At 68.7% G+C, this 12,893-nt stretch carries 13 protein-coding genes; 5 read left to right on the forward strand and 8 right to left on the reverse strand.

Annotated elements, in window-relative coordinates:
- Positions 1 to 388: 388 nt before the first annotated feature.
- Positions 389 to 1,393, forward strand: coding sequence for an anion permease (locus ACGFYH_RS36720; protein WP_393807512.1), 1,005 nt, complete (start codon positions 389 to 391; stop codon positions 1,391 to 1,393).
- 28 nt (positions 1,394 to 1,421) lie between these two features.
- Positions 1,422 to 1,988 (forward strand): hypothetical protein, encoded by a 567-nt coding sequence (locus ACGFYH_RS36725; protein WP_393807513.1) that lies wholly within the window; start codon positions 1,422 to 1,424, stop codon positions 1,986 to 1,988.
- Between the two features lie 9 nt (positions 1,989 to 1,997).
- Here the strand turns inward: ACGFYH_RS36725 and ACGFYH_RS36730 are convergent, their stop codons facing one another.
- Entirely contained in the window at positions 1,998 to 2,372 is a 375-nt protein-coding gene (locus ACGFYH_RS36730; protein ID WP_393807514.1) for an ArsR/SmtB family transcription factor, read from the reverse strand.
- A 150-nt stretch (positions 2,373 to 2,522) separates the two neighbouring features.
- Between ACGFYH_RS36730 and ACGFYH_RS36735 the strand changes: the two genes are divergently transcribed.
- Both ACGFYH_RS36735 and ACGFYH_RS36740 read left to right on the forward strand, forming a co-directional pair.
- Positions 2,523 to 3,245, forward strand: coding sequence for a low molecular weight phosphatase family protein (locus tag ACGFYH_RS36735; RefSeq protein WP_393807515.1), 723 nt, complete (start codon positions 2,523 to 2,525; stop codon positions 3,243 to 3,245).
- Positions 3,242 to 4,651, forward strand: a complete 1,410-nt coding sequence (locus ACGFYH_RS36740; RefSeq protein WP_393807516.1) for an FAD-dependent oxidoreductase — start codon at positions 3,242 to 3,244, stop codon at positions 4,649 to 4,651. The genes ACGFYH_RS36735 and ACGFYH_RS36740 overlap by 4 nt, the downstream gene beginning before the upstream one ends.
- A gap of 108 nt (positions 4,652 to 4,759) precedes the next feature.
- Here the strand turns inward: ACGFYH_RS36740 and ACGFYH_RS36745 are convergent, their stop codons facing one another.
- The 6 genes from ACGFYH_RS36745 to ACGFYH_RS36770 form a co-directional block, all read right to left on the reverse strand.
- Positions 4,760 to 5,053, reverse strand: coding sequence for a hypothetical protein (locus tag ACGFYH_RS36745; protein WP_393807517.1), 294 nt, complete (start codon positions 5,051 to 5,053; stop codon positions 4,760 to 4,762).
- Positions 5,054 to 5,082: 29 nt separating this feature from the next.
- Positions 5,083 to 5,835 carry a response regulator transcription factor gene (locus ACGFYH_RS36750; RefSeq protein ID WP_393807518.1) on the reverse strand — a complete coding sequence of 251 codons (753 nt, stop codon included), beginning with the start codon at positions 5,833 to 5,835 and terminating at the stop codon, positions 5,083 to 5,085.
- A 58-nt stretch (positions 5,836 to 5,893) separates the two neighbouring features.
- The gene (pstB, locus tag ACGFYH_RS36755; protein WP_393807523.1) at positions 5,894 to 6,742 is read right to left on the reverse strand and encodes a phosphate ABC transporter ATP-binding protein PstB; all 849 of its coding nucleotides are present in this window, start codon (positions 6,740 to 6,742) and stop codon (positions 5,894 to 5,896) included.
- Positions 6,743 to 6,804: 62 nt separating this feature from the next.
- Complete coding sequence (pstA, locus tag ACGFYH_RS36760) at positions 6,805 to 7,719, reverse strand: phosphate ABC transporter permease PstA (protein WP_393807519.1); 915 nt, start codon at positions 7,717 to 7,719, stop codon at positions 6,805 to 6,807.
- Complete coding sequence (gene pstC / locus ACGFYH_RS36765; RefSeq protein ID WP_393807520.1) at positions 7,716 to 8,666, reverse strand: phosphate ABC transporter permease subunit PstC; 951 nt, start codon at positions 8,664 to 8,666, stop codon at positions 7,716 to 7,718. The genes pstA and pstC overlap by 4 nt, the downstream gene beginning before the upstream one ends.
- Entirely contained in the window at positions 8,663 to 9,640 is a 978-nt protein-coding gene (locus ACGFYH_RS36770; protein ID WP_393807521.1) for a PstS family phosphate ABC transporter substrate-binding protein, read from the reverse strand. The genes pstC and ACGFYH_RS36770 overlap by 4 nt, the downstream gene beginning before the upstream one ends.
- Positions 9,641 to 10,039: 399 nt before the next feature.
- Between ACGFYH_RS36770 and ACGFYH_RS36775 the strand changes: the two genes are divergently transcribed.
- Complete coding sequence (locus tag ACGFYH_RS36775; RefSeq protein WP_393807522.1) at positions 10,040 to 12,103, forward strand: PhoX family protein; 2,064 nt, start codon at positions 10,040 to 10,042, stop codon at positions 12,101 to 12,103.
- A gap of 261 nt (positions 12,104 to 12,364) precedes the next feature.
- Here the strand turns inward: ACGFYH_RS36775 and ACGFYH_RS36780 are convergent, their stop codons facing one another.
- Positions 12,365 to 12,850 carry a hypothetical protein gene (locus ACGFYH_RS36780; RefSeq protein WP_393807524.1) on the reverse strand — a complete coding sequence of 162 codons (486 nt, stop codon included), beginning with the start codon at positions 12,848 to 12,850 and terminating at the stop codon, positions 12,365 to 12,367.
- Positions 12,851 to 12,893 lie beyond the last annotated feature (43 nt).

The following is a 12,893-nucleotide window of genomic DNA, read 5'->3' on the forward strand; positions in this document are numbered from 1 at the left end:
CCCGATTGACCCCCGTCGAGTACGAGACCATCATGACCCCAGCCGCAGCCCTGGCTGCATAAACCCCGCTGTCACCCGATCATGCAGCAGTCCCAGAGGATGGCGGAGTGGCGAGCGGCCAAGAAGTCGGCGGTTTGGTGATGACTGCCCGCCTGCTTCTGTCTTCCACCCGTGCGGAGTCGGCCCCAAGCCGCGGCCTTTGGTGGCCAGGAATGTGCATCGAGCCCAAGGAGCTCACACTTCGGCGCTTACCCGGAGCCGCCCTGCTCAGGTTCAACCCGACCGACAACGACAGGCCGGCGGCCCGTGGGTGATCGGCATCGGTGATAGCGTAACTGAAATAGGTAGATGTCTATGATCAGTGTCGCGCCGATCGGAGTAGTTCTGCATGGACGCGGATCTGGCCGCGCTCGTGGTCGTGGTGGTCATTGCCCTGGCGTTCGACTTCACCAACGGTTTCCATGACGCCGCCAACGCGATCGCCACCTCGGTCTCGACCCGGGCGCTGACCCCGCGTGCCGCGCTGGCGCTGGCCGCGTCGATGAACTTGGTGGGCGCGGCGTTGGGGACGGGTGTGGCCAAGACGGTGGGTGCGGGCATCATCGCCACTCCGGCCGGCTCCCACGGGCTCACGGTCGTCTTCGCCGCGCTCATCGGCGCGATCTGCTGGAACTTGCTGACGTGGTGGCTGGGACTGCCCACCTCCTCCTCGCACGCACTGATCGGCGGGCTGGTCGGAGCCGCCCTGGCGGCTGCCAGCGGCGTGTACTGGGACGGCGTACTGACCAAGATCGTTCTGCCGATGATCCTCTCGCCGCTGCTCGGTGTCGCACTGGGCTACCTGATTCACGCCGCGATCCTGTGGATGTTCCGGCGGACCACCCCGAGCAAGACGTCCCGTGGGTTCCGCATGGCGCAGTCCCTGTCAGCCGCGGCGATGGGCCTGGGGCACGGGCTGCAGGACGCGCAGAAGACCATGGGCGTGATCGTGCTGGCCCTGGTGACCGCGGGCCAGCAAGACACCTTCGACGTCCCCTGGTGGGTCATCGGCGCCGTCGCAGCCGCGCTGGCCGCGGGCACGTATGCGGGCGGCTGGCGCATCATCCGCACCTTGGGCCGGCGCATCGTCCACCTGGATCCGCCCCGCGGCTTCGCTGCCGAAGCGGCCGCAGCCTCCGTGCTGTACACGACGGCTTTCGTGTGGCACGCGCCGATCTCCACCACCCACACCATCACCTCGGCGATTCTGGGCGCCGGTGCGACCCGTCGGCTTTCAGCCGTGCGCTGGGGAGTTGCCCGCAACATCGGGGTGGCCTGGCTGTTGACCATGCCCGGCGCCGGGCTCGCAGCAGCAGCCGCCTACGCACTTATCCATGTCCTATTGGGCACCTGACCGTACCTGTACGAGAGGGGAAGAGGCCGTGAATGCTCCGCTTGAGGCACCACTCGTGTTGCGCCGCTTCGCCCACCTGCAGCCGGCTGACGGGGTCTGTCTGATGGAGTACGTCTCGCTACTGGCAGGTGTGCCGTTCAGTGACAACCCACAGTGCACCGACGAGCTGCTCGGTGCGGTGGCGAGGGCGGTGAATGACGCGATGAGTGATGCGGCACGAAGCCGGCTGGCCGCCTTTGCGCCCGCGCTGGCCGTCGTCGGGCGACTCGGCCCCGGGGCGGCCGACCGGGTGGAGGCGGTGTGCTGGAGCATCCTCGCCCACGGGGCGCCGGGCCGTGGTGTGCGCCGCAGGGCCGGCCGACGCCGGGACGCGGCCCGCAATCGCAGCCTCGCCTGCCAGGCGGGCGGCCGGTGGGCGCACTGGATGGCTCTGCACGGACCTGGCCGACGGGCCGTCGAAGCGGCCGTGGTCCAGCTGGCGCGCCGCGAAGACGCCGACACCGCGCTGGAGCAGCTGCTCGCCGACTGCCTGCAGGCCGCGCTCGCTCGGCCGGTCGCCGGGCCGCAGCGTCCACCGTTGCGGGCAACGGTGTGAGGGGCCGGGTCAGGGGCCGGTGGGCTCCAGAATGAGGCGCACCCGGCTCAAGCCCTGGTGGTTGATGGAGAAGTACGACCAGGTGCCCCGCCGCTCCCGGTTCAACAGTCCCGCGTCGGTCATGAGCTTCAGGTGATGGCTCACGGTGGGCTGACGCAGACCGAGGCAGACGGTCAGATCGCAGACGCATGCCTCGCCGTCCGGGGAACGCTGGATGAGCTTGAGTATCTGCAGCCGCGTCGGGTCGGCAATGGCCTTCAGGACGGTGGCCATGCGCTCGGCCTCTTGACGGTCGATCAGCAGGCAGGCGAGATGGGAACCGCACGCAGCGGTCTCCGCCTCGTCCACGACCGTCTGGGAGGCGTCGTACGCAGTGATAGCCATCTATTCACCATAAGCGGCCGGTAGGACCGATTCCTGCTTCCGGACGCCCCACCACTCCTTGTTCACCTACAGTTCACTTTCGATACGGCGAGCCGCAGATATAGACGTATGACTATGATGAGGGTTGGTGTTCTGCGCAGGAGGTGTGACGTGCACGAGCAGTCCTCCCTTGGCTCGCCGGTTCCGCCGCTCAGTGATTTCGCCCCCGTCCTGGAGCGGATCACCGACCGGCTCGCACGGCGGCACCGGCAGGCTTTTTCGCGGGCCACTGTTGCCGGATACGTGAGCGAGTGCGCGGCGCTGCTGACCGGCCGGGCGGTGTTGCGCCGGCACCTGGCGGTGTCGGTGGAGCGGTTCGCTGATCAGCGCCTGGGCGCCCTGGCCCGTGCCCGGGGTCTGGAGCCGAAGCCGGTGGCGGAGGTGCTGTTCGTGTGCACCGAGAACGCGGGCCGCTCCCAGCTGGCCGGTGCACTGCTGCGCCGCCGGGCCGGTGGGGCGGTCCGGGTGGCGACGGCCGGATCGGTGCCCGCGCATGAGCTTGCTCCGGTCGTCAGTCGGCTGCTGGCCGAGCAGGGTCTGCAGGCCGACGGCGAGTTCTGCAAGCCGCTGACTGCGGAAGTGATCGAGGCCGCGGACGTGGTGGTGACCCTGGGCTGCGGGGATGTCTGCCCCGTGAGACCTGGACGCCGCTATGTGGACTGGGATCTGCCGGACCTGCGGGGCCTGGACATCGAAAGCGCCCGGGCGGTGCGCGACACGCTTCAGAGGCGCATCGACCGTCTCGCCGCCGAGTTGCTGCCACCCGCCGGCGGCGGCGCGGCCGAGCACGTGGCCGGCGCGGCCGGTCGCACCAGTGAGGAGAGTGCCTCGTGACGCGTCTCATCGCCATCGGGGGAAGCGACGCCGGGATCAGCGCCGCGCTCAGGGCACGGGAGCTCGACCCGGCGAGCGAGGTCACCGTGGTGGTGGCCGACGCCTACCCGAACTACTCGATCTGCGGCATTCCCTACTATGTTTCCGGCGAGGTGACGCACTGGACCCACCTCGCTCACCGCACCCTCGACGACCTGGCCGCGACCGGCATGCGGGTGCGCACCGACACACGCGCCCTGCGCATCGACGCGGCCGCCCGCACGGTGACGGTCCAGGAGGGGGCCAGGCAGGCGGAGGAGCTGACATATGACGCGGTCGTCGTGGGCACCGGCGCGGTCAGCGTCCGCCCGCCCATCGACGGCCTGGACGCTCTTGCCCCGGCCGACGGGCTGCACCTGTTGCACAGCATGGGCGACACGTTCGCGCTCATGGACAGCATCGACCACCGCAGGCCCGCCAGCGCCGTCATCATCGGCGCCGGCTACATCGGTCTGGAGATGGCCGAGGCTCTGACCACCCGCGGCATCGAGGTCACCCAGATCGAGGCTCTGCCCGAGGTGCTGCCCACCGTGGATGCGGACCTTGGCGCGCTGGTGCACGAGGAGCTGGCCGCGCACGGCGTCGACGTCCTCACCGGCACGACCGTGCAGGCTGTCTCCCGAGCGGCGGCAGGCCGGCTCGGGGTGCGGGCCACCGGACCGGCCGGTGAGCCGGTGACGCGGACCGTGGACCTGGTCCTCGTGGTCGTCGGTGTGCGCCCTGATGCGACGCTGGCCGCCGAGGCGGGTGCCCGGCTCGGTATCAAGGGCGCCATCGAGGTGGATGAGCAGATGCGGACCTCGCTGCCCGGTGTGTACGCCGCCGGGGACTGCGTGGTCACCCACCACCGGATGCTCGGGGCGACTTGGCTGCCTTTGGGCACCACCGCCCACAAGCAGGGCCGGGTCGCGGGCGAGAACGCGCTGGGCGGCAGCCGGCGTTTCGCCGGCAGCCTGGGCACGCAGGTGGTGAAGGTGTTCGACCTGGTCGCGGCCCGGACCGGTCTGCGCGAACACGAAGCAGCCGCAGCACAGGACGGTTGGAAGCCGGCCACCAGCGCAGTGAACGCGGATGACCACAAGGCGTACTACCCGGGCGCCACGCCGATCGCCGCCCGCGTCACCGGGGACACGGCCGGCGGTCGGCTGCTGGGAGCCCAATTGGTCGGACGGCGCGGCGCGGAGGTCTCCAAACGGATCGACATCTGCGCCACCGCTCTTTTTCACGGCATGAGCGTCGATGCGATCAGCGACCTCGACCTGTCCTACACCCCGCCGCTGGGGTCCCCGTGGGATGCCGTTCAGGTGGCAGCGCATGCCTGGACCATGGAGCACGGCCGCGTCGCGGGGCCGGTACTGGACGTGTGAGCGCCTGGCGGCCGCTGTTCGGCGCCGGCCTGCCGTCCTCGATGGGTGGACCGGCCGGCGGGGCACCGCCATGCAGCCCGCCGGCCGGCGTCTCGGGTCGCGGCCCGGTCAGGGTGCCGCGTCGGTCAGACACAGAGAGATCAGTGTGCGGGCCTCCGCGAGGGTCGGAGCGTTGATGATCTCGATCAGGGTCTGCGGGGTCGTGGTGAACGTGTGCCACTCCTGCTGACCGGTGGCCTGGAAGCGGCAGCGTACTGTCGCCGCGTACCAGCGCTTGGCATGCTGGACGGTACCGACGGTGGGGATGTGGTGACGGCCGTGGACGGCGCCCCAGCGCGGGTAGGACTGGGCCCACGTCGGCAGGACGATGTAGGACTCCTCGTCGTCCGGCTGGCTGCTCATCGCGTACCCCCTTGGCCGTCCGGCCTGCATCAGTGGGAGGGCTGGACGGTGGAGCGTGCGGTCTTGCTGCATTCCAGGCGGTAGCCCATGCCGCGGATGGCGTCGATGGTGCAGCAGCTGCCGCCGCCTTCCCGCAGTCGGCTACGGATCCGGCGCACGTGCACGGTGAGGGTGTTGCTCTCCGGGCTGTCGGTGCCCCACAGCGCCTGGGTGAGTTCGCTGCGGGAGACGAGCCGGTTGGCGTGCTGCATCAGGTAGCGCAGCAGCATGAACTCGCGCACCGGCAGCTGCACGGAGCGGCCCTTGACGAAGACGTGGAACCCGGCCGGGTCGAGCTCGATGTCGCCGACGACGAGCGTGTCGGCGGAACCGTCACCGCGCTTCATACCCGCGGTGAGCAGAGGAAAGATCTCCTCTATCCGGTAGGGGCGGGCGACGAACGCCACGGCACCGGCCGCGAGAGCCGCGGTGGCTTCCTCAGCTCCGTCCGGGCCGGCACCGACGATGACCGGTACCGGCGAGAGGCGCCCGATGAGCGCGGTGACGGCCGCCGCGTCGACGACCGGCAGAGGCGCGGCCAGCAGCACGGCACCCGGGTGGTGGGCACCGGCCTGCAGCAGTGCCTCGGCGCCGTCGTGGCAGGCGACCACGCGCACGCCGGCCGCGGTGAAACGCGCCATGGCCCGGGCGGCGAGTTCCTCGTCGGGCTCGGCCAGCAGCAGCGGCGGGCTGCTGCCGTCGTCCGGGCCACCGGCTGGTGGCCATCGTTCTTCGGGGGTCACCCGGAGGTCTCCTTCACGTGTGGCGGCGCGCAAAGGGCAGCTGCGGCGCGGGTTTCGCTCAGCCGAAGCGGCCGGAGATGTAGTCCTCGGTGCGCTGGTCGGAGGGGTTGGAAAACAGGCGCTCGGTCTCGTCGTACTCCACCAGCCGGCCGTGTCGCACGCCCTGATCGTCGACGTCGGCGGTGAAGAACGCGGTGCGGTGCGAGACTCGGGCGGCCTGCTGCATGTTGTGCGTGACGACAAGGATCGTGAACTCCTGGGCGAGGTGCTCCATGAGGTCCTCGATCTTCGCGGTGGCGATGGGGTCCAGAGCCGAGCACGGCTCGTCCATCAGAATGACCTCCGGCTTGACCGCGATGGTGCGGGCGATGCACAACCGCTGCTGCTGACCACCGGACAGCGCCAGCGCGGAGCTCTTGAGCTTGTTCTTGACCTCGTCCCACAGCGCCGCGTGGGTCAGCGTCTCCTCGACCAGGTCGTCGAGGTTGCCTTTGAAGCCGCCGACGCGCGGCCCGTAGGCGATGTTGTCGTAGATCGACTTCGGGAACGGGTTGGGCTTCTGGAAGACCATGCCGATGCGGCGGCGGACCTCGATGGGATCGACGTCCTTCCCGTACAGGTCCTCGTTGTGGTAGCGGACCTTGCCGGCGACGCGGGCGGTGGGCACAAGGTCGTTCATGCGGTTGAAGCAGCGCAGCACCGTTGACTTGCCGCAGCCGGACGGGCCGATCATCGCGGTGATCTGCCGATGCCCGATGGTCATGTTGACGTCGCGGACGGCCTCGTGGTCTCCGTAGAAGACGGACAGACCGCCGACTTCGAAGACGGGGCTGGCCAGAGACGGGGCCTCGCGGAAGGTGACCTGAGGGGTGCGGGTGCCGCCGGCGGCGTCGGAGTCTGTGGTCATGGCGGTCTCCTGCGGGGAGTCGGCGGGCTGCTGGTGCTGTTCGGTCAGAGAAGTCATGGCGGTCACCAGGTGCGGGAGTAGCGGTTACGCAGCCAGATCGCGATCGAGTTCATCGCCAGCAGGATCGCCAGCAGGATGACGATGGCGGCGGAGGCGAGCGAGACGAACTCGGCGCGGGACTGGCTGATCCAGTTGAAGATCTGGATCGGCAGGACGGTGAACTGGCTCTGCACGCCGGTCGGGTTGAACGTGATGAACGTCAGGCCGCCGAGCAGCAGCAGCGGGGCCGCCTCACCGATGGCGCGCGAGAGGGCCAGGATGGAGCCGGTGGCCATCCCGGGGACGGCCGCGGGCAGGACCTGACGCCAGATCGTCTGCCACTGGGTGGCCCCCAGCGCCAGGGACGCCTGCCGGATGGACTGCGGCACCGCGCGGATCGCCTCTCGGGAGGAGATGATCACCACGGGCAGGACCAGCAGGGACAGCGTCAGCGAAGCGGTCAGCACGGTCTGCCCGAAACCGAGGCCACGGGAGATGATGCCGAGTCCGAGAATGCCGTAGACGATGGAGGGGACGGCGGCGAGGTTCTGAATGTTGATCTCGATCGCCCGGTTCCACCACCGGCTGGAGTCGGCGTACTCCTCCAGGTAGATCGCGGTGAGGATGCCGGTCGGCAGGCAGTACAGGGCGGTGCAGCCGATGACCCAGATGGTGCCCATGATCGCGGACTGGGCACCGCCGTTCTCCGGAGAGATGATGTCGGGGAAGTTCGTCCACAGCCGCGAGTCCAGGCGCGGCCAGCCCTCGGTGATCACGTAGGCGAGCAGGGACACGAGGAAGACGACGGCGACGGCGAGCGAAACCCACAGCGACAGGTGGAAGACCCGGTCCCGCAGCGGGGTGCCCTTGCCCTTCAGGCGGGGTTGCGCCGGGACGTCCGGCGCCGCCGGGTCGCGGTCGATGACGGAAGAACTCATTCGTACACCTCGCGGTACTTGCGCACCAGACGAATGCTGAGCAGGTTCATCACCAGGGTCATCACGAACAGCAGCGCGCCCACGGCGAAGATCGTCTGGTAGCCGGTCGATCCGGTGGGCAGGTCGCCGATGCCGGCGGCGGCGATGAACGCGGTCATCGTCTGCATGCCCTCCAGCGGGTTGAAGGACAGGTTCGGCTGTCCGCCGGCCGCGATCGCGACGATCATGGTCTCGCCCAGCGCGCGGGAGATGCCCAGCACCACGGCGGCGACGATGCCGGAGAGCGCGGCAGGAAACACCACGCGAATGGAAACCTGCATACGGGAGGAGCCCAGCGCGAACGCCCCGTCGCGCAGCGCGCGGGGCACCGCGCTCATGGAGTCCTCGGCGAGAGAAGCGATCGTCGGGATGATCATGATGCCCATGACGAACCCGGCTGCCAGCGCATTGAAGATCTGCGGGCCGTCTCCGGCGGGCCAGAAGTCCTGCAGCAACGGGGTGATCGCCTTCAGCGCGAAGAACCCGTAGACAACCGTGGGAATACCCGCGAGCACTTCCAGCATCGGCTTGAAGATATTGCGGACCCGGCGGTTGGCGTACTCGCTCAGGTACACCGCGGCGCCCAGACCGAGCGGAACAGCGACCAGCAGGGCGATGGCGGTGACCATCAAGGTGCCGCCCACCAGCGGCAGGACGCCGAAGTGCGGCGGCTCGAACAGCGGGGACCAGTTGGTGCCGGTGATGAACTCGCCGAAGCTGACCTTGGAGAAGAACTCGCCGGCCGGCGGGATCAGGGCGATGACGATGCCGACCGTGGTCAGCACCGAGACCAGCGAGGCAGCCACCAGGAGCACCTTGATGGCCTTCTCGCCGTAGCGCGGCTGGGACCGCTTCAGGAAGCCATCGCTTCCCGAAGCGGCACGCCGCCCGGTGAGGGAAGAACTCATGACTGGTGTGCGGCCTTCAGCTTCTCGAGGTCCTTCTTCAGCTCCGCCTCCTGCGTGGCGTTCAGCGGCACGAAGAGGGACTTCTCAGCGATCTCTGCGTTGTTCTCCACGTAGAACTCGACGAACTTCTCGACCTCCGGCTTCTCGAGCGAGGACGCCTTCGGATAGATGAACAGCGGCCGGGAGAGCGGCTTGTAGCTGCCGTCCTGAACCGTCTCCACGCTCGGGGCGACACAGCCGTCGCCGCCGTCGATCTTCAGCGCCTTCAGCTTGTCCTGGTTCTCCTCGAAGTAGGACAGGCCGAAGTAGCCCAGACCGCCCTTGGAGCCGGATACACCGCGGACGGTGACGTTGTCGTCCTCGCTGGGGTTGTAGTCCGTGCGCGAGGCGCCTTCCTCACCGTTGATCGCATCGGTGAAGTAGTCGAAGGTCCCCGAGTCGGTGCCCGCGCCGAACAGCTCAAGCTCCTGGTCGGGGAACTTGGGATCGACCTGGTTCCAGTTGGTGACCTTGGAACCCGGCTCCCAGATCTTCTTCAGCTGCGCGGTGGTCAGGCAGTCGACGAAGTCGTTGTCCTTGCTCACCACGACGGACAGGCCGTCGTTGGCGACCATGAACTCCTCGTACTTGACGCCCTTCTGCTCACACTTGGCCTTCTCCTCGTCCTTGATCGGACGGGAGGCGTTGGAAACGTCGATCTCGCCGGCACAGAACTTCTCGAACCCGCCGCCCGTACCGGAAGTGCCGACCGTCACCTTCACGCCCGATTCCTGGGCCTGGAACAGCTGAGCGGCGGCAGTGGACAGAGGAGCCACCGTGCTGGAGCCGTCGACCTTGACGGTGCCGGACAGCTTGCTGCCGTCACCGCCGGACGAGCCCGCGTCGGCCCCGCCGCACGCAGTTGCAGTCAGCGCCACAGCGGCCGTCAGGGCCAGCGGTACCGTGGCCCGGCGCAGCGAAGTGGAAATGTTCACGACTCTCGACCCTCGTGTCTGCCGGTTGTTCCCGGCTGTCTGGATCAGGTGCGCTGACGCACCCCGTTCGGACACTTGGATCGAACCTGGCCTATGTGAACAGCAGGTGTACGACAGGCCCATCAGGCATGAACGATCGCTGGTTATCTATATAGACGGATCATGTTCAATGCTCTCGCTAGGTCACGCTGTAGTCACTGAAAGTAGAAAATCAGCGCAGGTCATCCACACAAAAGGAGCATACGGGCGGAGCATGCCGCGGCACGGCCGGTAGAGTTCTCCGCTCGTTCACCTGGTGGTCGCGACCCGACGGGAGTAGAACTTCTAGCGTCATGTGCATCGACGGCCGCCTATACGTGGAGGTGGCTGTACCCCGTCCGATCTCCGTGGAGGAATCCCGTGCCCGAACAGCTCGGCGGCGAGAACGACCGTGCGGCACACTTGCCGCTGCAGGCCAGCCACAACACGGCTCGCTCGGCCCTCACCTGCCGCTACCGGTGCGGTGACGCCTGCTCCCACGACGCCCCCAACCGCTCACTCAACCCCTACTTCGGGGACATCGTCCACCGGGCTCTGTCCCGCCGCGGCGCCCTGAAGGGCAGTGCGGTTCTCGCCCTGGCCTCGGCGGCCGGCGTGGCGCAGACGGGCCCCGCAGCGGCCCGTCCCCGCCCGGCCGATGACCACCTGCCCCGCGGTCTGCGCTTCGAGCCCGTTCCGCCGAACACCGCCGACACCGTCACCGTCCCGCCCGGCTACGCCCAGCAGGTCGTCATCCGCTGGGGCGACCGGGTCCTGCACGGCGCCCCCCGCTTCGACGCCCGCCGTCAGAGCGCCAAGGCCCAGGCCTCGCAGTTCGGCTACAACTGCGACTACATGGCCATGCTCGACCTGCCCGGGCACCGGCACGACGAAAAACTGCTCGTGGTCAACCACGAGTACACGAACGAAGAGATCATGTTCTACGGGTACGACCCCGCGAACCCCACCCGCGAGCAGGTCGAGATCGCCTGGGCAGCCCACGGCCTCACCGTCCTCGCGGTCCGCGCCGACCGGCACTCCGGGCGGCTGTGGCCAGTCACCGGCGACGTCCTGAACCGCCGGATCACCGCCACCACGCCGATCCTGCTGACCGGCCCGGCCGCGGGCAGCGACCTGCTCAAGACCAGCGCCGACCCCACCGGCCGCAGGGTGCTGGGCACCCTCAACAACTGTGGCGGCGGAGTGACCCCGTGGGGCACGGTGCTGTCCGGCGAGGAGAACTTCAACCAGTACTTTGCAAACGCCGCCGCCGTCACCGACCCGCTCGCCAAGGCCCGCCTGGCCCGCTACGGCCTGCCCACCGGCGCCAGCCAGCGCAGCTGGGAACGCTTCGACGACCGCTTCGACCTCGCCAAGGAACCCAACGAGGCCAACCGGTTCGGCTGGGTGGTGGAGATCGACCCCTACGACCCGACCTCCACGCCGCGCAAGCGCACCGCGCTGGGCCGCTTCAAGCACGAAGCCGCCGAACCCCGCATCACCGCCGACGGCCGCGTCGCGCTCTACATGGGCGACGACGAACGCTTCGACTACCTCTATAAATACGTCTCCACACACCCCTACAAAAGGGGCGCCAGTCGCGCCGCCCGCGAACACAACATGCACCTGTTCGACGAAGGCACCCTGTACGTCGCCAAGTTCACCGGCGACAGCCCGGCCGCCGAGATCGACGGCACCGGAAAGCTCCCGTCCGACGCGGAGTTCGACGGCAGGGGCGAGTGGATTCCCCTCGCCACCGGCTCGGAGTCGCACGTGCCGGGGATGAGCGCGGAGGAGGTGTACGTCTTCACGCGCCTGGCCGCCGACAAGGTGGACGCCACCAAGATGGACCGCCCCGAGGACATCGAGCCCCACCCGCACACCGGCCGCGTCTACGTCGCCCTGACCAACAACAAGGACCGCGGCGCCACCAGCAAGGCCCGCCCCGACGAAGCCAATCCCCGCACCGGCAACAAGCACGGCCACATCCTGGAACTGGAGGAGCGCCACTCCGACGCCGCCGCCAAGACTTTCCACTGGAAGCTGCTGCTGGTCTGCGGCGACCCCAACGACCCCTCCACCTACTTCGCCGGCTTCGACAAGAACCAGGTCAGCCCGATCTCCTGCCCCGACAACGTCGCCTTCGACGAGCACGGCAACCTGTGGATCGCCACCGACGGCGCGGCCCTCGGCTTCCACGACGGCCTCTTCGCCGTCCCGCTCAAGGGTTCCGAGCGCGGCCACGTGCAGCAGTTCCTGACCATGCCCAAGGGCGCCGAGTGCTGCGGCCCCATCATCACCAAGGACCGCATCCTGGTCGCACCCCAGCACCCAGGCGAGCTCGACGGCGCCACGGCCGAGAAGCCGGGCTCAACCTGGCCCGACGGGCCGGGCAAACTGCCGAGGCCGTCGGTCGTGGCTGTGTGGAAGGAGACCCGCCGGTAGACCGTGCTCACCCACCTGTCCGGGCAGTCGTCGACCGCCCGGACAGGATAGGTCCCGGCCCGGCCACCACTCACCCCAGTGAGCCAGCCCGGAGGAGGAGCCAGCGTGCTGCTGTCGTCCGCCGCCTCCCGCATGCTTGCTGATCTCGAAGCCCGGAAGACTGGCGTCGTCAAGCTCCTGGCCAGCGGCGACGACTGCTGATCACGGCCGACGGCGCGGCGCACCGGTCAAGCCCGGTGGGGGCCGAGGCCAAGGCCGCGGTCAGCTGCACGATCCGAACGGAGCGTCTGCTCGTGAACTGTTGGGCAGGGCCCGGACATTGGACGGCGAGGTCAAGACGTCGCGCAGCCGTTCGATCTCCATTCGTTGGGCGGCGATCTGTGACAGGGCCCGCTGCCTGAAGTTGGTGAGCCCGTCGAACTGCTCATCCCGTTCGGCGAGGCGCTTCTTGAGCCCGGCGACCTGCTCCTTGAGGCGTTCGATCTGCGCGGCCCGCGGGTCCGGAACGATGCCCTGCTCCTGGAGCCCGGCCAGCCGTCGCTCGAACTCCTCCGCCAGGTGCTGGTAGGGGCCAGGCCGAGGCGAGCCGTCGCGGTTCTTCTTGGGATAGAAGCCGGTTCGGGCGACCCCGGCCCGGGTGGCGAGGGTCTTGATGTCGCACTTGCCGCCCGCGGGCACATCACCGGCAAGCAGCCGGGGTCTTGTCCCCGATGAGTGGACACCTGTTCGTTTCGTTATGCGGCAAATGTCAGGGGAGCTGACTGCTGTTCGTAGGCGATCGGTGCCTGCT

The organism is Streptomyces sp. NPDC048392 (genome assembly GCF_043200575.1).
Taxonomy (GTDB): domain Bacteria; phylum Actinomycetota; class Actinomycetes; order Streptomycetales; family Streptomycetaceae; genus Streptomyces.